This is a genomic window from Rothia sp. 32237D007AR (assembly GCF_053544675.1).
Genome location: NZ_JBPPUO010000005.1, coordinates 26,276 through 48,731, shown reverse-complemented (window position 1 = coordinate 48,731; position 22,456 = coordinate 26,276). Strand labels below are relative to the sequence as shown.

Below are 22,456 nucleotides of genomic sequence, written 5' to 3'. Positions count from 1 at the left end.
TAGCGGGCGGCGCTTTATACCCCTGTTACTGAATACACGAAAGGCCCGGTTCCAGAAGCGCTGGAACCGGGCCTAATCTTTTGAGACGCAACTACGTCAGGGCCTGTATACCCCCCCGCAGGCGGCTGGCTGGGGCTGGCATGAATTGAGCGAGCGCCCCAGCGCGAGCTCAAGAAGGTTAGCAGCCTAGGGGGTATGCAGGCCCCATAACATTAGTTTTAGTCCTCAGTAATGAGCACAACGTCGGTGACAGCCAGCTCGCCCTCTGCTTCGGTGAGGGTGAGGTCGCGGGCGTTACCTGCGGCCTTGAGGTCACCCAGACCGCCGCGGATGCGGGTAAGGTCGTCCGCTGAACCGGTGATGGTTGCAGTTTCAACCTCTGTGCGCTGCTTGACCTGGGCCTCTGACTTGGCCTTACGCAGACCACCCAGAGCAGCGGCAACGGTGGGCAGGACGGCCGGGTCGGCGTCCGCTACGGCGGTAGCAAAACCATCGGTGGTGGGCCAGGGCGCGCGGTGGACCGAGCCTGCTCGCCACCAGGACCAAATCTCGTCGGTGACGAAGGGTAGGAAGGGGGCGAAAAGGCGCAGCATGGCGTCCAAGGTGGTGGCCAGAGCCGCAAGAACAGAGGCCTGTTCTGCTTCGCCGACGTTACCGTAGGCACGGTCCTTGATGAGTTCAACAAAGTCGTCGGTGAAGTGCCAGAAGAAGGTCTCAGAGATCTGCAGGGCACGGGCGTACTCGTAGTTCTCAAAAGCGGCGCTGGCCTCTTCAACTAGGGCAGCTAGACGGGCTAGCAGGGAGCGGTCCAGCTCATTGGTGAGGACGCCCGCGGCAGCCGGGTCGGTGATGACCGAGTTGGCGGTAGCACCTAAACCGAGTACGAATTTAGAGGCGTTGAGCAGCTTGATAGCCAGGCGGCGACCAATCTTCATCTGGGCCTCATCGTAGGCGGTATCGGCACCCAGCTTGGCGCTGGCAGCCCAGTAGCGCACGGCGTCCGAACCGTACTTTTCTAGAACCTCGTTGGGTACCACGACGTTACCCTTGGACTTGGACATCTTCTTGCGGTCTGGGTCCAGGATCCAGCCGGAAAGGGCGGTGTCGGTCCAGGGCACGGACTTTTCCAGGGAGTTGGAGCGTACCACGGTGGAGAAGAGCCAGGTGCGGATAATGTCATGACCCTGGGGGCGCAGGTCCATGGGGAAGGTGACCTTGTGCAGGTTCTCGTCCACGGCCCAACCGGTAGCAATCTGCGGGGTCAGCGATGAGGTGGCCCAGGTATCCAGGACGTCGGGGTCAGCGATGAAGCCACCGGGTAGGCCGCGCTGCTCTTCGGTGTAGCCGGGGGCAGGCTCTGCGGCAGGGTCAACAGGGAGCATCTCTTCGCTGGGGATGATGGGCTCATCGTAGTTGGGTTCACCATCGGCATCGAGTTTGTACCAGATGGGGAAGGGCACGCCGAAGAAGCGCTGACGAGAAATGAGCCAGTCGCCGTTCAGGCCCTCAACCCAGTTCTCGTAGCGAGAGCGCATGAAGGCCGGGTGCCAGGTGATGTTGCGGCCGCGTTCAATCAGGGCCTCACGGCGTTCGGCGTCACGGCCACCGTTACGGATGTACCACTGGCGGGAGGCCACGATTTCCAGGGGCTTATCGCCCTTTTCGTAGAACTTGACCGGGTGGGTGATGGGCTTGGGGTCGCCGTCCATTTCGCCGGCTTCAACCAGCATTTCAATAACGGTCTTCTGGGCGGTGAAGACGGTGGTACCAGCCATACGCTCGTAGCGTTCGCGGCCCTCAGCAGAGGTAATCCACTCGGGGGTGTCGGCGGAGAAGCGACCGTCACGGCCGATGAGGGCGCGAGTGGGTAGCTGCAGTTCACGCCACCAGGTGACGTCGGTGGTGTCACCGAAGGTACAAATCATGGCGATACCGGCGCCCTTATCGGGCTGGGCCAGAGGGTGGGCCTTGATCTCAACTTCTACACCGAAGAGGGGCGAGGTGACCTTGGTGCCAAAGAGGGGCTTGTAGCGCTCATCATCGGGGTGGGCAACCAGGGCTACACAGGAGGGCAGAAGTTCGGGGCGGGTGGTTTCGATCCAGACCTTTTCGCCGTTCTCTCGGTGGAAGGAGATGCGGTGGTAGGCGCCGGGGCGTTCCTTATCTTCAAGTTCTGCCTGGGCAACTGCGGTGCGGAAGGTGACATCCCACATGGTGGGTGCTTCTGCCATGTAAGCATCCCCGCTTGCCAGGTCGTTGAGGAAGGCCAGCTGGGAGACCTTGCGGGAGTGGGCGTCGATGGTGCGGTAGGTGTGCGACCAGTCAACGGAAAGACCCAGGGTGGTGAAGAGCTCTTCGAAGACCTTTTCGTCTTCTACTGCCAGGATTTCACACAGTTCGATGAAGTTTCTGCGGGAAATGCGGGGCCAGTCGCGCTGGTTCTTGGCCGGCTTTTCAGGAGCTGTGAAATCAGGGTCGTAGGGGATTGCGGGGTCGCAGAGAACCCCATAGTAGTTCTGTACGCGGCGTTCGGTGGGCAGGCCGTTATCGTCCCAACCCAGGGGGTAGAAGACGTTCTTACCCTTCATGCGCTGGTAGCGGGCGATGACGTCGGTCTGGGTGTAGGAGAACATGTGACCGACGTGCAGGGAGCCGGACGCGGTCGGCGGCGGGGTATCGATGGAGTAGACCTGCTCGCGGGTGGTGTTCGTATCGAAAGCGTAGGTCTTGTTGGCGGCCCAGTTCTCGGTGAACTTCTTTTCGAGGCCTTCAAGGCCGGGCTTTGTGGGGACGGTAATTTCTACGGTGTTTTCTGCGGGCGTGTCTGTGCCCTGGTTGATTTCAGCCATGGTGCCTATTCTCTCACGGATAGATTTCTTATGCAGGTCAGATTGACTACAGTCAGCGGGAGAACTCCGTCCACTGGGTAAAAACCCTTGAGCCCTCTAGTAGCTCTTAGCGCTTAACCGCTACAGCCTCAAAGGTCTGGGCCGGTTCAACGTAGGCCTGCTGGGATTCAACCAGTTGCAGTTCACGCTGGCCTGAGGCCAGGGTGTTCTTCAGCAGCTCGTAGACGCTGGCGGTGGTCAGCTCCAGGGCCTCTTTCAGGCTCTTACCTGAGGCGAAGTGGGAGGCAAAGAGGGCCTGGGTGACGTCCCCTGAGCCGTTGGCTTTCATAGGCAGGCGCGGTGTAGTAATCAGCCAGGCTTCATCACCTGAAACAGCTAGCATCTGAATGGAATCTTCAGGGGTTTCAGGGGTGTTGACGCTGGTGACCAGCACGGTCTGGGGGCCAATCTTCTGGGCGGCAGCCACAGAGTCGAGTACCTCATCCATGGTCTTGGGGTCGGTGCCGGTCACAAAACCTAGTTCGAACTGGTTGGGGGTGATGATGTCGGCGTGCTGAATCACACGGTCACGAATCAGCTCTTGCACCTCTGGGGAGACAAAGCAGCCGCTGGTGGCGTTACCTAGTACCGGGTCGCAGGAGTAGAGGACCTTGGGGTTTGCCGCCCGGGCTTTGGCAACGGCATCGAGGATGGCATCGCCAATCGATGAGCCACCCTGGTAGCCAGAAATGACCAGGGCAGTGTCGGTCAGGCCGCCCCGCTCTTCAATGCCGGTGACAATCTCACGGACGTCATCGCCTGAGATGAGTGGGCCACGCCAGGCCCCGTAGCCGGTGTGGTTTGAGAACAGAACAGTGTTGACGGGCATGACCTCGTGGCCAAGGCGCTGCAGGGGAAAAACGGCGGCTGAATTACCTACGTGGCCGTAGGCAACAGCAGACTGAATAGACAAAATACGCATAGTTACCATTGTGGCACGCCCCGGGCTGTGCCCTGGGCAGGTGCGGCCGGCGTCCTTACCGCTAGTTACCCCTGGTTACCTCTAGCGGTCACCGCATCAAGGGCCGCTAACGGTTGCCCGCCCACACCCCAGTCGGTGCGCGGCACCTCATTGAGCATCACCCACACTGAACTCTCTTTAGTTCCCATCACCCGGGCATAAGTGCGGGTGAGCTCAGCAATGAGTTCTGCTTTTTTCTCCTCAGACTGGGCCGAGGCGTACGAGACGTTAATGAGGGGCATCATCTTCTCCTTGGTAATACTTGCACCCAAGTTTAGCGGCGCATCGGGCCAGCTAGCGTCTTTGAGTGCCCACCAGACTCTCGGAGTGCTTATCTCTCTGGTGGGCGGTGCAAGATTCTTGTGGACACTCAGTTCAGCTGCGTCATACTGCGCCGCAGCTTCACCACTTTTACTGCATCCACAACACCCCAAGGCGCAAACCGCTCTCCACAGGAGACACCTACCTGGTGGTATTCATCTGATGTTACTAATAATCTGAACATGAAAACACCGGAAGAAATTGCTATGGCTGTGCAGACTACAGAGGATTTATCTGCACGAGGCATGAACAAAGACGCCCTCGCCCGTGCAGTCGCTCGTGGCCAGTACCGGCGGCTTGGCTACGCAAGCTACATAGAAAGTACCTTCTATTCTCAGCTTTACCCTAGTCAACAGTATCTGGCTCAGATTATTGGGTTTGGCAGAAGCCGACTCAAAACCTCGGTCTTGTCCCACTCTTCAGCGGCAGCGGTTCATGATATGTGGTTACTCCATACACCTACTTCTATTCATACAGTGGGTCAGTCTCATGGGAACCCTACGCCTCGGATTATTCGGCATAGAAACAAGCGGTATGAAACCCAGAGGCGTTTAGGTGTGGCTGTGACCGCTCCGCTAGATACGGTTCTCCACTGTATGCGAGTGATGGATTTTGAAGAGGCGCTCGTGCTTGCCGATAGTTCTTTGCGGCAGATTGAGTATCAAGAGCTGGTAGGTGCTTTGCGGGGAATGTCTGGTCGTGGCTCTGTGCAGGCTCGCCTTATCGCAGATACTGTAAGCCCTCTCAGCGAGTCACCGGGAGAGAGCTTACTCCGGCTTTTTCTGATGAGGTGTGGGTTGCCTCGACCTGTTGAGCAGTATGTGATTGGGGTTTACGGGCAGCAGTTCAGAGCAGATTTTGCTTGGCCAGATTTCAATATCATTGTTGAGTTTGATGGGCAGATTAAATATACCCAGTTTGGTCAGCGTGAGGACGTCTTTGGGCGGCAAAATGAGCGCGAGGCTCTACTGCGAGGGCAGGGGTGGGAGGTGCTTCGAGTAACCTGGGACGAGCTTACCCAGCGTCCGCATGATCTTAAAACTAAGGTGGAGCGAGCCTTCTGCCGTGCTCGCTACCGCTAGATGTCCACCAGACTCTCGTAGTGCCCACTGGCGGCATAAGCGCTTCGAGACTCTGATGGGCACTCATTGGAAGAAGGGGCGCGGACGTCAGCGGTCAGGGAGGGGAAAATACTAGGGTAAGCCAGGGGTAAGAATTGTAATTTGTGCCCAATCGCTCACATCTATCTGGTTGTGCATTCCCTTATCTAGGGGTCGTTGTGGTTGCTGGGCACTATATGTAGTCTCACACCTTTGTAACTCTCTCTTGGATGTGATTTTGGCGGGCTGTGTTTGCCTGATAAACCGTTAGACACCTGTGGGTAACCGGCATAAAATAGAGAAAGTTGCACAGACCCGGTGGATGGCCGGTGAGCAATCCTGGTGTTGGTTGTACCTGCACACCCCCGTATTTCGTTGCGGCGAGGGGAGTGCGCGGAATAGATGTAACCGGCAGATGGGACGGGTGAGCCCGTAATAGCTTGTGTAGTGGCTCATCACCCTACTGACACTGCGCTGGTAGTCCACCCCGCTCATGCGAGGCTGGGGTGCCAGCGCAGTTCTTTTAAAAGCTCCATCTTGCTCAGTGAAAGCAGGGTAGGAAGTAGGTTCGACAGTGACCTCAAATCCACTTAGAATAGGAACACAACCAGCGTACTGACCCGGCAATCACCGGCGAGCGCCCCGGAAGAACAGATGAAAATCTTAGTAGAACCGGGCGGGTAAGCCCGTCACAGCAGTCATGAAGCGACCGGCACGCTAGCCGGTAAGCAAGGTGGTACCGCGCAGGTTTCTCACCCGTCGAGCAGGCGGGGGTGGGCAGGCGTCCTTGCACCCCAAGTACTAGGCAGACAAGAACCTAAGGGTGCAACCATGACCAAGAAGCCTGTTTATCCCAAGGCAAGCGCAAGTGGAGCCAGTTTTGTAGCTCCTTCCCCCTCTTTCCCCGCACTCGAAGAAGCAGTGCTGGATTACTGGAAGAATGATGGAACCTTCCAAGCCTCCATCGATAACCGTGAGGCTGGTGAGAACGGCGCCAACGAGTTCGTCTTCAATGATGGCCCTCCTTTTGCTAATGGCTTGCCCCACTACGGCCACCTGCTGACCGGTTATGTTAAGGACCTGGTAGCCCGCTACCAGACCCAGCGCGGCCACAAGGTTGAACGCCGCTTTGGCTGGGATACCCACGGCCTGCCTGCTGAGCTTGAAGCGATGAAGCAGTTGGGTATGACTGATAAGCAGCAGATTATCGAGATGGGTATCGATAACTTCAATGATGCTGCCCGCGAATCTGTGCTCAAGTACACCAAGGAATGGGAAGAGTACGTTACTCGCCAGGCCCGCTGGGTGGACTTTGAGAACGACTACAAGACTCTGAACGTAGAGTACATGGAGTCTGTGATTTGGGCTTTCAAGCAGCTGTACGATAAGGGCCTGACCTATGAGGGTTTCCGCGTGCTGCCTTACTGCTGGAAGGACGAAACCCCCCTATCTAACCACGAGCTGCGTATGGACGATGACGTCTACAAGGACCGTCAAGACCCCTCCGTGACCGTGGCCTTCCGTATCACTGGTGATACCTCCCTGGCTACTGATAAGACCGTTGCAGAGGCCTTGGCCGGGGTTGAGGCTATCGCCTGGACCACTACCCCCTGGACCCTGCCCACCAACCAGGCCCTGGCTGTTGGCCCTGAGATCAGCTATGTTGTGGTTCCCGGTGCTGGTGTGTTGGAGGGGCGTCGTTTCCTCTTAGCTGCCGACCTGCTGGGGGAGTACGCTAAGGACCTTGGCTACGGGGATGCTGAAAATCCCGTGGACGCTGCCCGTGAGGCTGTGACCGCCACTTACACCGGCGCTCAGCTGGAGGGCGTGCGCTATGCACCCCTGTGGGATTACTTCACTGACACCGAAAAGTTCGGCACTGAAAAAGCCTGGCAGATTCTGGTTGCTGATTATGTGACCACCACCGATGGTACCGGTCTGGTCCACCAGGCACCTGCCTATGGTGAGGATGACCAGAAGGTCTGTGAGAGCTACGGTATTCCCGTCATTCTTTCTATCGACGAGGGCGCTAAGTTCCTGGACCTTTTCGCTGACGCTTCTCTAGCTGAGGGTGCTCCCTTGGCTGATGTTGCTGGCGTGCAGATTTTTGATGCTAACCGCACCATCATCAATACCCTCAAGGCTGAGGGTGTGTTGATTCGCGAGAAATCCTATGTGCACTCTTACCCCCACTGCTGGCGCTGCCGCACCCCTTTGGTCTACCGTGCTATCACCTCCTGGTATGTGCGCGTTACTGACTTCAAGGCCCGCATGAGCGAGCTGAATGAGAACATTAACTGGATCCCTGAGAACGTCAAGCAGGGCCAGTTCGGTAAGTGGGTTGAAAATGCCCGCGACTGGTCCATCTCCCGTAACCGCTTCTGGGGTTCTCCCATCCCGGTCTGGGTTTCTGATGACCCTAACTACCCTCGCACCGACGTCTACGGCTCCCTGGCTGAGCTGGAAGCTGACTTTGGCCGCCTGCCCCTGAATAAGGACGGCGACGTTGATTTGCACCGCCCCTACATTGATGAGCTGACCCGCCCCAACCCCGATGACCCCACCGGCAAGTCCACCATGCGCCGTGTAGAAGACGTGCTGGACGTCTGGTTCGACTCCGGTTCTATGCCCTTCGCCCAGTTCCACTACCCCTTTGAAAACAAGGAGTGGTTCGAGGCCCACTACCCGGCAGATTTCATTGTGGAGTACATCGGCCAGACCCGCGGCTGGTTCTACACCATGCACATCCTGGCAACTGCCCTCTTTGACCGCACCGCCTTTGAGAACGTGATCGCCCACGGTATCGTTCTGGGCTCGGATGGTCAGAAGATGTCTAAGTCCCTGCGTAACTACCCGGATGTCTCTGAGGTTCTGGACCGCGATGGTTCGGACGCCATGCGCTGGTTCCTCATGTCATCCCCGATCCTGCGCGGCGGCAACCTGATTGTCACCGAGCAGGGTATCCGTGAGGGTGTACGCCAAGTCATGCTGCCCCTGTGGAACGTCTACCACTTCTTTGCCCTTTACACTAACGCCGCTAACAATGGCGCAGGCTACGAGGCTAAGCTGGTCACCGAGGGGCAGCATGTCATGGACCGCTTCATCTTGGGCAAGACCCGCCAGCTAGTTGCTGAAGTCACCGAGGCCATGGACTCCTACGACATCTCAGCAGCCTGTGAGGCCCTGCGCACCTACACTGATGCCCTGACCAACTGGTACGTGCGCCGCTCCCGCGAGCGCTTCTTCAATGAAGATCCCGCCGCTTTCGACGTGCTCTACACCGCCCTGGTCACCTTCGTGAAGGTAGCTGCACCTTTGCTGCCGCTGACCACCGAAGAAATCTACCGCGGCCTGACCGGGGAGCGTTCGGTGCACCTGACTGATCTGCCCTCACCGGAAGACTTCAAGGATGAGGCAGAACTACTTGCCCTCATGGAGACTACCCGCACTGTGGCGTCCGCTGGTTCTGCCCTGCGTAAGGCCCACAAGTTGCGTGTGCGCCAGCCTCTAGCAGCCCTGACTGTGGCCGTTGCCGGCGGTAAGGATTTAGCTGGCACTTTTGAGTCCATCATTGCTGATGAGCTCAACATCAAGGCGGTAGAACTCTTGGATGCTGCCCAGGTGGCTCCTGCTGACTTTGGTATCTCCCAGCAGCTTAAGGTCAATGCCCGCGCCGCTGGCCCCCGCCTGGGCAAGCAGGTTCAGGTCGCTATCAAGGCCTCTAAGAGCGGGGACTGGAAGGTCACCGAGGACGGCACCGTGGTGGTTGGCCCTGACAATATGGCCCTGGAGCCTGGTGAGTACGAGCTAGAAACCGTGGTAGCAGAAACTGATGGTGCTGCTGAGCGGGCTGTCTCTGTTCTGCCCGGTGGTGGCTTCTTGGTCCTTGACACCACTTTGACCGATGAGCTGCGGGCTGAGGGTACTGCCCGCGATGCCGTCCGCGCCATCCAGTCTGAACGTAAGGACGCTGGCCTGAACGTCTCAGACCGTATCGAGCTAACCATCACCGCCCCTGCTGCTGACCTTGAGGCTCTTAAGAAGCATGAGGAACTGGTAGCTGGTGAGACCCTGGCTGTGTCAGTGAACTACCTGGAAGGCGCTGAATTCTCAGCGACTGTGAAGAAGGCCTAAATGACCAAGGACAAAATGGAGCTTGACCCCGTATTTGCCGAGATCGCTGCCGAGGGCGCGCGTGCTGATGACGCCCCCGGCCTGGCCTCGGTGTATGCGGACCTGCTGGCTCGTGCCCCTGAGCACAAGATGGCCCCCCGCCTGGACGCTATGGACCGTGCCGTAGAAATTCTGGGTGAACCGCATAAGGCAGCCCCGGTCATTCACATCACCGGAACCAACGGTAAAACCTCAACCGCCCGCATGGTCGAGCGCCTGCTCATGGCCCACGATATCCGGGTGGGCCGCTACACCAGCCCCCATATTTCTAAGGTCACCGAGCGGATCTCTATCGATGGGGAACCGGTGGCAGATTCCACTTTCGTGCGTATCTGGGATGAGATTCAGCCCTACCTGCAGATGGTGGACGCTGAACTTGAGGCAGCTGGCGCGCCCCGCATCACCTACTTTGAAGCCCTGACCATTCTGGCTTTCGCTATTTTTGCGGACGAACCGGTGGACGTCATGGTGCTTGAGGTCGGTATCGGGGGCTGCTGGGACGCCACTAACGTTGCTGAGGCTACCGTATCTGTGGTTACTCCCATCGGCCTGGACCACACCGACATGCTGGGGCAGACCCTGGCTGAGATTGCCGGGGAGAAGGCAGGAATTATTAAGGACGGCGGCTTTTTGGTCTCTGCCGCCCAAGACCCTTCTGCCGCCCAGGTGCTCCTGGAAGCTGCCCGATCCCACAAGGCCGACTACCGTTTTGAAGGTGTAGAGTTCGGCACCGTGGAGCGTACCGCTGGTGTGGGCGGGCAGCTACTGACCATCCAGGGTTTAGCTGGCCGGTATGAAGAGATAGCCCTGCCCCTTTTCGGGGCCCATCAGGCCCAGAACGCCGCCCTTGCCCTGGCGGCAGTTGAGGCTTTCTTGGGTGGGGGAGAAAAAGAGCTGAACCCTGATTTGGTGAAGTTGGCCTTTGGTGAGGTGCGCTCGCCGGGTCGTCTTGAGGTGGCTCGTAGGGAGCCTCTGGTGGTGCTGGATGCTGCCCATAACTCTCACGGGGTGGCTGCTTCTGCTGCTGCCTTCAAGGAGTCTTTCAGCTTTGAGGAGTTGCATCTGCTGGTGGGTGTTTTGGGTGAAAAGGATGCCCAGTCCATGCTGAATGTGCTCTTTGATGAGTATGTTGACCGGGCTGATTGGCGCACTGTGTTGCATCTGACCAGGTCAGATTCCCCGCGTGCTATTGCCCCTGAAGAGCTAGCCCAGCTGGCTCTTGATGCTGGTTTTGATGAAGATGCTATCGAGACCTATGAGAATATCCCTGATGCTCTCTCGGCAGCGGTGACGGCAGCAGCTGATGTGCCTAACTTGAACTCTGCTGTACTGGTGACTGGTTCTATTACCGTGGTGGGCGAAGCTAGCACCCTGCTGGGGCTCTAGGGGAAGATGATGGTGAGAATGACGCGCGCCCAGCGTGAATGGCGCCCGGGCCAGCCTAAGAAGCTGCGCTCTATCAAGGTCATGTTTACCTCCATGGTGCTTTCGCTTGAGTCCCTGGTTGCTTTCTTTGCGACCTTGGCCATTTTCGGTCACCATTTTGGTGCCCCCACCTGGGTCAAGGTCGTCATTTGGGCCCTTGGTTTAGCCCTGGCAGCAGCCCTGGTGGTGGCCCCGGCCTTCTTGAAGAAGCCGTGGGGTTACCACCTGGGGTACGCCCTGCAAGGGGCCCTGATCCTTGTGGGTTTTGCCCTACCATCTATGTTCTTTGTGGGTGCGGCTTTTGCTGTGGCCTACTGGTATGCGGTGACGCGCGGTGCCCGGCTAGATGCTGAGAACGCTGTGCGCGCCAAAGAGCAGGAGGAATGGGAGAAAGCTAACCCTGCCTAAAAAGGCTACCGGATTGTTGAACTGAAAATGCTGGTGCCTTCTTACCAGCTTTTAGAAGAGCACTATGTTGAGCATAGGGGTAAGTCTTTCTTTGAGCCGCTGGTATCTTATATGGGCTCTGAGCCTCTGGTGGCGCTGGTGCTAGAGGGCGAGAGAGTGGTGGAAGGTGCTCGGAACCTGATGGGTTCGTCTAACCCCACTACGGCCGCCCCTGGTACTATCCGCGGGGACTTTGGCCGGAGCTGGGGGAGGGAGCGCAGAGGAACCTAGTGCACGGTTCGGACTCAGCACAGTCTGCAGAAAGGGAAATTGCGCTCTGGTTTGGCTCCTAGCTGCCAGTCACCTGAGCATGTAAAAGGCCGGGGCCCCCACTATAGGGGCCCCGGCCTTTTGGTGTTGAGGAAGGGCTTAGAACATTCCCATGATCACATCGAAGAAGCGGATGAAAATAATACCGAAGACTAAGATGCAGACCAAGATGATAGAGAACCAAGTCCAGTTAGGGGCAGCCTGGCGGATACTCTCAGAAGCAGGTATAACCCCGGCATGGATATTGCGGGTCGTGACCTTCACGAAGATGATAGTCTGCATCACCCACACAATCATGCAAAAGAGGCAAAGAGCGTTGATATCAAAGGTGGTGTTGTACCAGAGCCAGAGCACAAAGGCCATGGCCAGGGTGTGGCCCACCTGCATGGCCACCCAGTACCAGCGGGCAAATGATGCCCCAGCGATGAGGGCAGTGGAGATAGTGAGGACGATAGCATAACCTGCGATACCGATAAAGGGGTTAGGGAAGCCGAAAGCCTCAGCCTGCCAGGTGCGCATGACGGTGCCGCAGTTGAGCAGGGCGTTAATGTCGCACACTGACTTGTGGGCGCCGTCCATATAAATTTGCAGGCGCTCATAGACCAAGATAGCCCCAGAGACGAAGGCTAGTAGGCCGGGAATGAGGGTGAACCAGCCGAACCGGCGATCACGCTGGGCCTGGCTGATATCACTATCAGTATGGGGGGTGTTCACGGGGATAGACACGGTGAATCCTTTGACTGTATAAATCTTTCCTTTCCATAGTACGGGTCAGAGACCACACCAGCCCTCTTGTACAGACCACAAGGAAGTGTTCTTTACTAAGTTCCCAGGTAAGGACGCATGGGGCCAGGCCACAGACTGCGGCCAGTAGGGTAGGGGGCCAGTTGGATTTTGATGGGGTGAAAATAGCCAGGGTGTGAGAGAATGAGTGTGGTAGTGTGCCGCCCGCACGCGGTGACACTACCCAGCAGGCACCCCGAGACGGCCGGTGACGTACTGCCTACCGGCAAGCGTCCTTACCGACAGGCCCCACACCATTCAGCCCTAGCGCTGACTCGGGTTGTTGCCGCTGGCCCGGCACCCCTCGACATGGCGCACAGAAGCCTTGACCTGTCGAGCACGCCAAGGAGCTATGGCTCTGCCGGGTAAACAAGGATTTCGGCGGACCACCCTCAAGAGGTAGGGACCACCGACTGCAGGCAAGACCGTTGGTGCGGCAGGGGCATACGAATACAAGGAGAGTGATCGCTGATGAGCAGCGAACAGCCCGAGGTAACAGAAAACCTCGAAGAAACCCAGGCTGCAGAAGCAACCGCAGCCACACAGCCGGTTACCGAAGCAAACACTGAGGCGGAAGAAGCCCCGGCCAAGAGTCCCGATAAGGAAGAGGCCACGGAGGCCGCCGACACACAGACAGTCGACACAGAAACTGAGGCTACCGCAGAAGAAACCGAGACAGCTGTAGACCAGACCGAGCAAACCACCACAGAAAATACTCAAGAGTCTCCCACGCCCCAGAAGAGCCTGCGCGAAATCAAGGAAGAAGAACTCGCCCAGGTCAATGCAGCCGTAAGCTCTAACAACATGCTCTTCTACTCGCCCAACATGGACGAAATCATGGAGCAGCTACGGGCTGAAAAAGAAGCCCGCCGCCAAGCCGAAGAAGCAGAACGACGCGAACGCCGCCTAGCTGATCTTGACCCCGAAGTCACCTCCCACCGCCGCCGTCGCCGCCGCCGCGGGGACGCCGACCTAGAATTTGAAGGCGGCACCGACGGCGACCCCGAAGACACCATCGTGAAGGTTCGCGCCCCGCGCCTATCTGACTCACACAGCACTAACCGGGTCACCGGCGTCCGCGGATCAACCCGCCTAGAAGCCAAGCGCCTACGCCGCCGCGAAACACGCGCCACCGGCCGCCGCCGCCAGGTCATCACCGAAGCAGAATTCCTTGCCCGCCGCGAATCAGTGGACCGCCAGATGCTAGTTCGCCAAAAGGACGACCGCATCCAAATCGGCGTACTTGAAGACGGGATCCTAGCAGAGCACTTTGTCTCCAAAACCCAGCAAGACTCCCTCATCGGCAACGTCTACCTAGGCAAGGTACAAAACGTACTACCCTCCATGGAAGCTGCCTTCGTTGACATCGGCCGAGGCCGCAACGCCGTACTCTACGCTGGTGAAGTCAACTGGGATGTCACCGGTCTTGACGGTGCCCCCCGCAAAATCGAAAACGCCCTCAAAGCAGGCGATTCAGTACTCGTGCAGGTCACCAAAGACCCCGTAGGGCACAAGGGCGCTCGCCTCACCAGCCAGGTTTCCCTTCCGGGCCGCTACCTGGTCTATGTGCCCGGTGGCTCCATGACCGGTATCTCTCGTAAGCTGCCCGATGTTGAGCGTCAGCGTCTGAAGAAGATTCTCAAGGATCGTCTGCCTGAGGACGCCGGTGTGATTGTCCGTACCGCCGCTGAAGGTGCCAGCGAAGAAGAGCTGAGCAATGACATCAACCGCCTGCGGGTGCAGTGGGAAGAAATTCAGGCTAAGAGTGAGTCCCGTAAGGTGCTGGCCCCTGAGCTGCTCTACCAGGAGCCTGACCTGACCATTAAGACCGTGCGCGATGTCTTCAATGAAGATTTCACCTCGATGATGGTTCAAGGCTCAGATGCCTGGGACGCCATCGAAGCTTACGTTACCTATGTTGCCCCTGATCTGCTGAACCGCCTCAAAAAGTGGGAGGAGGACGATGACCTCTTTGACCACTACCGTATCGAAGAACAACTGGCTAAGGCCCTGGACCGCAAGGTCTACCTGCCTTCTGGTGGTTCCTTGGTGATTGACCGTACTGAGGCTATGACTGTGGTGGATGTGAACACCGGTAAGTTCACTGGCTCTGGCGGTAACCTGGAAGAAACCGTAACCAAGAATAACCTGGAAGCGGCCGAGGAAATTGTGCGCCAGCTGCGCCTGCGCGATATTGGCGGCATCGTGGTGATTGACTTCATTGACATGGTGCTCGAATCTAACCGTGACCTGGTTCTTCGCCGTCTGGTGGAGTGTCTGGGGCGCGACCGTACTAAGCACCAGGTTGCTGAGGTGACCTCACTAGGTTTGGTGCAGATGACCCGTAAGCGGATGGGTACTGGCCTGCTGGAAGTCTTCTCAGAACCCTGTGAGGCCTGCGCTGGCCGCGGTATTCTAGTACACGATCAGCCCTTGAAGGGCCGCACCGGGGGTGCTAGCGATTTCATTCACCGCGCTGAGCGTGATGACCGTAAGCGCTACCGCAACCAGAAGGCTCAGAACCGCCGTGACTTCGCTGAGGTTGATGAAGAGAACGAGCAGAAGACTGAGGCTCGCAAGGCTGCCCTAGCTAATATTGTTGCAGCTAGTTCCCACACTGAGGATGAGCAGGGCGAGGCTGAGTCGAAGTCTGCCCGTAAGCGTAAGCGCCGCAAGCGTAATCGCCGGGCTGAGTCTGGGCAGGAGCTGGAGAATCAGCGCACCCAGGAGGGCCACGGTGAGCAGGTGCTCACTATTGGGGACGAGGTCATTGAGCTTCCCACCGGTGTAGAGCCTGAGCCTGAAGAGAGAATGGGGGAGCAGGGCTCTTTCACTCTTGAGTCTCTGGCTGCTGTCTTTGACGCTGAAGATGGTGCTGAGAGCGAGGATCGCTCTGGTCAGCGCGGACGTTCGCGCAACCAGTCCAAGCGCCGTGGCGGTAAGAAGCGCGAAGAAATCTCTGCAGATGATTTCTCAGCTAACTCTGATGCCTCTTTGGATGTTGACCCTGAGGTTGATTCTCGTTTCACCCAGAATTCGGCTCGTTTGGATGCTATTCGTGCAGCTGAGGCTCGTGCCCGTGCTTCGCAGAAGGCTGGGCGTGACTATGAGCCTCGTGATGGGGAAGAAGCTACTGCCGGTGAGCGTTCTGGCCGTTACGACCAAGCAGGCCGTGCAGACCGCAACGACCGCGCAGACCGCAACGACCGTGCCGACCGCACCGATCGCCGTGGAGCCCGTAGCCAGGACGAGACCGCTAAGGGGCGCAACCGCAAGCCCCGCCGTGCTTCTAGCTCCGACGTTAAGTATGTGGCTCCTATTGAGGTTGTAGCTGATCCGGCTGTTACCGGTGTTGCTACACCGGGCAAGAAGGTTGAGGCTCCCAGTGAAACCCCCGCTGAGGCGTCCGCACCTGTAGCCGCTCCTGGCGAGGCACCCCGTAAGAAGCGTCGTGCCCGCCGCGCGGTGAGCTCAGGTGCTGGCTCAACTGAGGTTCGTACTCAGGAGCTTGCCGCGGCAACCGGTAGCTCTGTTCTTGCCAGCATCGACCAGGCTAAAAAGCCCGTAGCTTCCCAGGGTGACGCCCCCGTCATGCTTGGTGTTGGTGTTTCGGCTGCAGATATCAAGCGGGCAGGTAAATAAGGGAAAGAACCTATCAGGAGGTATGGCAAGCTCGCAGCGAGCGCAAGCTCTGCCATGCCTTCTGAGGGGTTCACCACATATCTTGCCCAGTACCGACTCACCACGTAAACTGGTGAGTCGGTGTTGTTTCCACAAGCAAGCGTTAGCGTGGACTCAGCTAGGCATATTCCATATGGGGTAAGGCCAAACCACCTCAGAACGATAGATCCTGAAGTCGCCCGGTACCCCTGGGCAAACAGGGCCACCACCTTGCTGTTGCGCCCCAGTTCCTTGCAGGGGAGTTGTTCTGAATCATTAAAATGACGTCAAGAAGAAGTGAGTTCCCAAGTGGCATACGCAATTGTCCGCGCTGGCGGCCGCCAGGAAAAGGTCTCAGTTGGAGACCTGGTTACCCTTGACCGCGTCGCTGGCGAGCCCGGTAGCACCATTGAGCTGCCCGTGCTGATGCTAGTTGACGGCGACAAGGTCACCGTTGATGCACAGTCCCTGGCTTCAGCCAAGGTCACCGCAGAAAAGATTGAAGACCTTCGCGGTCCCAAAATCGTTATTCAGAAGTACAAGAACAAGACCGGTTACAAGAAGCGTCAGGGCTTCCGCGCCGAACTGACCACCGTTAAGATCACTGCGATCAACGCGTAAATTCAGCGTAAACTGGTTTTATCCCAACACTCTTTGACCTAAGGTAGGCATCAATGGCACATAAGAAGGGCGCAAGCTCCACCCGCAACGGCCGTGACTCAAACCCCCAGTACCTCGGTGTTAAGCGCTACGGCGGCGAGACCGTCAACGCAGGCGAAATCCTCGTTCGTCAGCGCGGCACCCACTTCCACCCCGGCAACAACGTAGGCCGCGGTGGCGACGACACCCTGTTCGCTCTGGCAGCAGGTAAGGTCGAATTCGGTACCCGCAAGGGCCGCAAGGTTGTTAACATCCTTGCAGCCGCTGAGTAAGGTTTTATCACCTCACATCAGTTAGAAGGGCGATTACGGGGCAACTCGTAGTCGCCCTTTTGCGCACCATACTGATCATAAGCCGTCTACGGGGCACCTGGCCACAGGCTGGTGACGGGGCGACCCTGTAGACTAGATAATCAAACCAAACCTTTAGCTTGAAGGAGCTTGCACTCGTGGCAGAATTTGTAGATCGCGTGGTCCTACACGTAACTGGTGGGCACGGTGGGCACGGCTGTGTCTCTGTTCGTCGTGAGAAATTTAAGCCCCTGGGTGGCCCCAACGGCGGTAACGGCGGTAAGGGCGGTGACGTCATTTTGCGCGTTGACCCTCAGACTACCACCTTGCTGGAATACCACCACAGCCCCCACCAGAGCGCCCCTAACGGCGATATCGGCCGAGGGGACATGTCCCACGGCTTTAACGGTCAAGACCTGATTCTGCCTGTCCCTCAAGGCACCGTGGTTAAAGACCGTGATGGTAACGTGCTAGCTGATTTGGTGCGTATCGGTGATGAATTCCTTGCAGCTGAAGGCGGCATCGGCGGTAAGGGCAACGCTGCCCTGGCCTCCACTAAACGTAAGGCACCGGGTTTTGCTTTGCTAGGTATTCCCGGTTCCACCCGCGATATTGTCCTAGAACTCAAGTCCATCGCAGATATCGCCCTGGTGGGCTACCCTTCAGCCGGTAAGTCTTCCCTGATTGCAGCTATCTCAGCAGCCCGCCCCAAGATTGCTGACTACCCCTTTACCACCTTGATCCCTAACTTGGGTGTGGTGCAGGCTGGCGATATCCGCTACACCGTTGCAGACGTGCCCGGTCTGATTGAAGGTGCCTCTGATGGCAAGGGTCTGGGCCACCGCTTCTTGCGTCACGTGGAGCGTTCTAGTGCCCTGGTTCATGTGATTGACTGTGCGACCTTGGAACCGAACCGCGACCCCATCAGCGACTTCGATGTTATTCGCGGCGAACTTGAAAACTACGAGGTTGACCCCACCGCAGGCGTCACCGTTCCCCTGAACGAGCGCCCCCAGATTATTGTGCTCAACAAGATTGATGTGCCTGAAGCCCGAGAACTGGCTGAGTTTGTGCGCCCCATGTTTGAAGAGCGCGGCTACCGGGTTTTTGAGATCTCAACCGCCTCCCATGAGGGTCTCAAGCAGCTAACCTTTGCCATGGCAGAGCTGGTAGAGGCAGACCGTAAGGCCCGCAAGAAGAGCAAGGACGCCCCGGCTGAAGATACTACCGTGGTCAAGCCTAAGGGCTTCCGCTCCAAGAAGCGCCAGGAATTCATTATCCGTAAGGAAGAACGCAACCTTGAGCCGCTCTTCCGCGTCATTGGTGAGAAGCCTGAACGCTGGATTAAGCAGACCGACTTTAATAATGATGAAGCTGTTGGTTACCTGGCTGACCGCCTTAACCGGCTGGGCGTTGAAGATGAGCTCTTCAAGGCTGGTGCTGTCGCGGGGGACGCTGTGGTGATTGGTGAAGAAGCAGATGCTGTGGTCTTTGACTGGGAGCCCACTATGGTTGGTGGTGCTGAGCTGCTGTCTTCTCCTCGCGGTACCGATGCCCGCCTGGAGGAGCTCATTCGCCCCACTCGTGCCCAGCGTAAGGCTGAGTTCCATGAGCGTATGGACGCCAAGGCTGAGGCTCGTGCTGAGCTTGAAGCTGAGCGTGTGGCCGGTATCTGGACTGAATCTGTTGATGAGGCCCGTCAGGCCAAGGCTAAGGCGGCTAAGACTCAGAAGCGTGCTAAAGGAGAAGAATAATTGGATCTGAAGGGCGCCTTTCAGGCCAGCGCCGAATCACGCGGTAAGCACCGCCGCAGCCCTATCGTTGAGCGTTCCGATATGCCCCGGGCTAAACGTATCGTCGTTAAGGTTGGTTCTTCGTCCCTGACTTCTATTGAGAACTCCTTAGATGAATTAGCTATTGCCACCATCTCTGATGTGCTGGCTAAGAAGAAGAAAGAGCACCCCTCCATTGAGTTGGTCTTTGTTTCTTCTGGTGCTATTGCTGCTGGCTTGGCCCCTTTGGGTCTGTCGCGCCGCCCTAAGGATTTGGCAACCCAGCAGGCAGCAGCGTCCGTTGGTCAGTCCTTGTTGATGAGCCGCTACACCGATATTTTTAGCCGTTATGGGGTCACTGTCTCCCAGGTCTTGCTCACGGCTGAGGATTTGATGGCTCGTGATCGCTACCAGAATGCCCACCGTCAGCTTGAGCGTCTGCTGGACTTGGGTGTTATGCCTATTATCAATGAGAACGATGCGGTAGCAACCCGTGAGATTCGTTTTGGCGATAATGACCGTATTGCGGCTTTGGTGGCCCACACTGTCAAAGCGGATGCTTTGCTTTTGTTGTCGGACGTTGATGCTCTCTACACCTGTCACCCCGACCTGGGCGGGGAGCGGGTCAGTAGTGTGCGTGATGCTACTGATTTGGCAGGTTTGTCGATCGGCTCGGTCGGCGCTGCCGGTGTTGGCTCTGGTGGTATGGCCACTAAGGTTAAGGCTGCCCAGGTGGCGGCGGCCTCCGGTATCCCGGCGCTGGTTACGAGCGCAACGAATGCTCGTGCAGCTTTTGCTGGGGCGGACGTAGGCACCTGGTTTTATGCCACCGGCGAGCGCCGCCCGGTGCAGACTCTCTGGTTGGAGCATCTGGCTGATATTGAGGGCGCGATTGTGGTTGATGCTGGTGCTGCTGCTGCTTTGCGTCGGCGTCGTTCCTTGCTGGCTGCTGGTGTGCTGGGTGTTCAGGGGTCCTTTGAGGGTGGTAGCCCGGTGGCGATTGTTGATGAGTCTGGCCAGGTGCTGGCCCACGCTTTGAGTTCTTATACTGCTGGTGAGACTGCCCAGATGGTGGGTTTGCATACTGAGCAGATTCAAAAAGCGATGGGGGAGACCTATGACGGCACGGTGGCTCATGCCGATAATATTGCCCTGGTCAGCCCGCCTCTGTAAGTAATAATCGGGCCGTCATGGAGGGTGGCCGGTAGGATTGTTTCAACCTTATTTGACTCTTATGTAAAGGAGAAGCTCATGAGTGAACAGTTACAGGTGAATGATGATGTGATGCAGCAGATAACCGACATGGCGGTTGATGCTCGTATTGCTTCCCGCCGTCTGGCGAAGGCTGATACTCGGTGGAAGAACCGGGCGCTGCTGGCTGTTGCTGATTCTTTGGTTCAGCATGCGGCTGTGATTATTGAGCAGAATGCTCAGGATCTTGAGCGTGAGCGAGCTGCCGGTATGAGCGAGGCTATGCTGGATCGTCTGCGTTTGACCGAGCGGCGAGTAGATGAACTTGCCGAGGCCTTGCGTGAGCTGGTTGCTCTACCTGACCCGGTGGGGGAGCTGGTGCGCGGTTCTACCTTGCCTAATGGTCTGCGTTTGCAGCAGGTTCGAGTACCTTTGGGTGTGGTTGGTGCGATCTATGAGGCCCGCCCGAATGTGACGGTTGATATTGCTGGTTTGGCTATTAAGGCCGGTAGTGCTGTGATGCTGCGTGGTGGTTCGGCTGCTGCTAAGAGTAACCAGGTGATTGTGCGTATTATTCGCGATGCTCTGCACGCTACTGGGTTGCCGATTGATTCGGTGCAGTCGGTCGACGAGTTTGGTCGTGAGGGTGCTGCCGCCTTGATGCTGGCTCGTGGTCACATTGATGTGCTGATTCCTCGCGGTGGTCATAGCCTGATTCAGTCGGTGGTGCAGAACGCTAAGGTGCCGGTGATTGAGACTGGTGAGGGTAACTGCCATATTTTCCTTGATAGGTCTGCTGACCCTGAGAAGTCTGCTGATATTTTGGTGAATGCTAAGACTCAGCGGCCGGGTACTTGCAACACGGTGGAAACTCTCTTGCTGGCTGAGGGCGCAGAAGCTGCCCCAGTCGTCCTTGCGGCGCTGGCAGAGGCCGGGGTGACCTTGCACGTGGATGAGGCTACTCGCGGAATTTTGCCTGAGGGTGTAGATGCGGTAGATGCAACCGACGATGACTGGGCTACTGAGTATGGCTCCTTGGATTTGGCTGTGAAGACTGTGCCAGATATTCGGGCAGCTATTGCCCATATCCGTGAGTTCTCCACCGGCCACTCTGAGGCGATATTGACCAACGATATTGGTCATGCGGAGAAGTTCATTCGCGATATTGATTCAGCGGCGGTGTATGTGAATGCTTCTACCCGTTTTACGGACGGCGGCCAGTTCGGTTTGGGTGCTGAGGTGGGTATTTCAACCCAGAAGTTGCACGCCCGTGGCCCCATGGGGTTAGAGCAGCTCACCACTACGAAGTGGATTGTGCGCGGGGACTGGCACAGCCGCGACTAATACCAGAAATATGGGGCCTGCTACCGGGTAAAGCTCTGCTCTAAGAGCTACCACCCGGTAGCATGGTAGCTAAGACACCAGCCCCCCCTTTGCCCCTCCTGGTGCGGTTACACACCGCCCGGTCTTGAAAGGTACACACATGTTTGTTCTTGCCTCAGAAGAAGGTAGCCATCAGCTTGAACTGCTGGGCATGCCCACCTACTGGTTCGCCATTATCGGTTTCATTATCTTTGGCCTGCTTTTGCTGATTACCATCTCTTTTTCAGGCCGTGGCGTGGTACGCCCAGATCATGCAGCTGACCACCTCTCTCACGAGGAAACTGAGGCTCTGCGCGATTATCAGCGCAAGCACAAGCACTAAATTTTTCTTCACCACTCTTCGGCGCGGTGCCCCTTCCACTCCCGTCCACCGGGGTAGCGGGCCCGCGCCGAAGCCGTAGACACCAGAGCAAGCAGGAAACCCCGTGATTCGTCCCGCCCAAGAGATCCGCCGTGAGCTTGGAATCCCTGAACCCGACCATGCCACCACCCGTGTAGGCGTTATGGGCGGCACCTTCGACCCTATTCACCATGGGCACCTGGTGGCAGCTAGTGAAGTTGCTGCCGTGCTGAGTCTCGATGAGGTAATTTTTGTACCCACCGGCGACCCCTGGCAGAAAGCTGATAAGCAGGTAACTGCCCCTGAGCACCGCTACCTCATGACCGTGATCGCCACCGCCTCTAACCCCCGCTTTACTGTGAGCCGGGTCGATATTGACCGGCAGGGCCCTACTTTCACTATTGATACTCTCACCGATTTGCGGGCAGAGCGGCCCGATGATGAGCTTTTCTTTATCACCGGTGCGGACGCCATGAGCCAAATTACCACCTGGAAAGAGGCCCATAAGATGTGGGACCTTGCAACCTTTGTGGCGGTCACCCGCCCCGGCCATGAGCTGAGAGTCCCAGAAGAGGCACAGGGGCGCGTGCGCGTCATTGAAATCCCGGCTATGGCTATCTCATCAACCGACATCCGTGACCGGGCCTGCAAAGACCTGCCTGTCTGGTACCTGGTGCCCGATGGGGTGGTGCAGTACATCAACAAATACAGTCTTTATACCGAATCTACCCCCAGCAGCGTGGGCGGCGGGTATGTGGCTGGTTTGCCCCGCATAAAATAAAATCTGCTGTC

Annotated in this window: 16 protein-coding genes and 1 pseudogene; 13 read left to right on the top strand and 4 right to left on the bottom strand. The window is 57.5% G+C overall.

Going from position 1 to position 22,456, the window contains the following annotated elements:
- Positions 1 to 218: 218 nt before the first annotated feature.
- The 3 genes from valS to ACED87_RS04725 all read right to left on the bottom strand — a co-directional run bounded on the left by valS (position 219) and on the right by ACED87_RS04725 (position 4,121).
- The gene (valS, locus tag ACED87_RS04735) at positions 219 to 2,849 is read right to left on the bottom strand and encodes a valine--tRNA ligase (RefSeq protein WP_449083258.1); all 2,631 of its coding nucleotides are present in this window, start codon (positions 2,847 to 2,849) and stop codon (positions 219 to 221) included.
- A 106-nt stretch (positions 2,850 to 2,955) separates the two neighbouring features.
- Positions 2,956 to 3,810 (bottom strand): pyridoxal kinase PdxY, encoded by an 855-nt coding sequence (pdxY, locus tag ACED87_RS04730; protein WP_449083256.1) that lies wholly within the window; start codon positions 3,808 to 3,810, stop codon positions 2,956 to 2,958.
- 65 nt (positions 3,811 to 3,875) lie between these two features.
- On the bottom strand, positions 3,876 to 4,121 hold the full coding sequence (locus tag ACED87_RS04725; protein ID WP_449083254.1) for a tautomerase family protein: 246 nt from the start codon (positions 4,119 to 4,121) through the stop codon (positions 3,876 to 3,878).
- Positions 4,122 to 4,727: 606 nt separating this feature from the next.
- Between ACED87_RS04725 and ACED87_RS04720 the strand changes: the two genes are divergently transcribed.
- From ACED87_RS04720 to ACED87_RS04700, 5 genes and pseudogenes are all read left to right on the top strand, one after another.
- The gene (locus tag ACED87_RS04720; protein WP_449083865.1) at positions 4,728 to 5,252 is read left to right on the top strand and encodes an endonuclease domain-containing protein; all 525 of its coding nucleotides are present in this window, start codon (positions 4,728 to 4,730) and stop codon (positions 5,250 to 5,252) included.
- A gap of 849 nt (positions 5,253 to 6,101) precedes the next feature.
- Complete coding sequence (gene ileS, locus ACED87_RS04715) at positions 6,102 to 9,404, top strand: isoleucine--tRNA ligase (RefSeq protein WP_449083867.1); 3,303 nt, start codon at positions 6,102 to 6,104, stop codon at positions 9,402 to 9,404.
- Positions 9,405 to 10,829, top strand: a complete 1,425-nt coding sequence (locus tag ACED87_RS04710) for a bifunctional folylpolyglutamate synthase/dihydrofolate synthase (protein ID WP_449083869.1) — start codon at positions 9,405 to 9,407, stop codon at positions 10,827 to 10,829.
- 9 nt (positions 10,830 to 10,838) lie between these two features.
- Positions 10,839 to 11,276, top strand: a complete 438-nt coding sequence (locus ACED87_RS04705; RefSeq protein WP_449083937.1) for a DUF4233 domain-containing protein — start codon at positions 10,839 to 10,841, stop codon at positions 11,274 to 11,276.
- Positions 11,277 to 11,608, top strand: a pseudogene (locus ACED87_RS04700) (nucleoside-diphosphate kinase); the annotation flags it as partial.
- A gap of 76 nt (positions 11,609 to 11,684) precedes the next feature.
- On the opposite strand, the gene ACED87_RS04695 reads toward ACED87_RS04700, so the two are convergent.
- A complete protein-coding gene (locus tag ACED87_RS04695; protein WP_449083871.1) occupies positions 11,685 to 12,311 on the bottom strand; it encodes a vitamin K epoxide reductase family protein in 627 nt (208 codons plus the stop codon).
- A gap of 528 nt (positions 12,312 to 12,839) precedes the next feature.
- On the opposite strand from ACED87_RS04695, the gene ACED87_RS04690 reads away from it, so the two are divergent.
- The 8 genes from ACED87_RS04690 to nadD all read left to right on the top strand — a co-directional run bounded on the left by ACED87_RS04690 (position 12,840) and on the right by nadD (position 22,445).
- Positions 12,840 to 16,010 (top strand): Rne/Rng family ribonuclease, encoded by a 3,171-nt coding sequence (locus tag ACED87_RS04690; RefSeq protein ID WP_449083872.1) that lies wholly within the window; start codon positions 12,840 to 12,842, stop codon positions 16,008 to 16,010.
- 327 nt (positions 16,011 to 16,337) lie between these two features.
- Positions 16,338 to 16,649: a 50S ribosomal protein L21 gene (rplU, locus tag ACED87_RS04685; protein WP_449083874.1), complete on the top strand. Its 312-nt coding sequence runs from the start codon at positions 16,338 to 16,340 to the stop codon at positions 16,647 to 16,649.
- Positions 16,650 to 16,702: 53 nt separating this feature from the next.
- Complete coding sequence (gene rpmA, locus ACED87_RS04680; protein ID WP_135013898.1) at positions 16,703 to 16,960, top strand: 50S ribosomal protein L27; 258 nt, start codon at positions 16,703 to 16,705, stop codon at positions 16,958 to 16,960.
- 176 nt (positions 16,961 to 17,136) lie between these two features.
- Positions 17,137 to 18,732, top strand: coding sequence for a GTPase ObgE (obgE, locus tag ACED87_RS04675; protein ID WP_449083876.1), 1,596 nt, complete (start codon positions 17,137 to 17,139; stop codon positions 18,730 to 18,732).
- Positions 18,733 to 18,813: 81 nt separating this feature from the next.
- Positions 18,814 to 19,923 carry a glutamate 5-kinase gene (gene proB, locus ACED87_RS04670; RefSeq protein WP_449089664.1) on the top strand — a complete coding sequence of 370 codons (1,110 nt, stop codon included), beginning with the start codon at positions 18,814 to 18,816 and terminating at the stop codon, positions 19,921 to 19,923.
- Between the two features lie 78 nt (positions 19,924 to 20,001).
- Positions 20,002 to 21,285: a glutamate-5-semialdehyde dehydrogenase gene (locus tag ACED87_RS04665; RefSeq protein ID WP_449083880.1), complete on the top strand. Its 1,284-nt coding sequence runs from the start codon at positions 20,002 to 20,004 to the stop codon at positions 21,283 to 21,285.
- A gap of 139 nt (positions 21,286 to 21,424) precedes the next feature.
- On the top strand, positions 21,425 to 21,646 hold the full coding sequence (locus ACED87_RS04660; protein WP_449083882.1) for a hypothetical protein: 222 nt from the start codon (positions 21,425 to 21,427) through the stop codon (positions 21,644 to 21,646).
- A 103-nt stretch (positions 21,647 to 21,749) separates the two neighbouring features.
- Positions 21,750 to 22,445 (top strand): nicotinate-nucleotide adenylyltransferase, encoded by a 696-nt coding sequence (nadD, locus tag ACED87_RS04655; protein WP_449083884.1) that lies wholly within the window; start codon positions 21,750 to 21,752, stop codon positions 22,443 to 22,445.
- Positions 22,446 to 22,456: the final 11 nt, after the last annotated feature.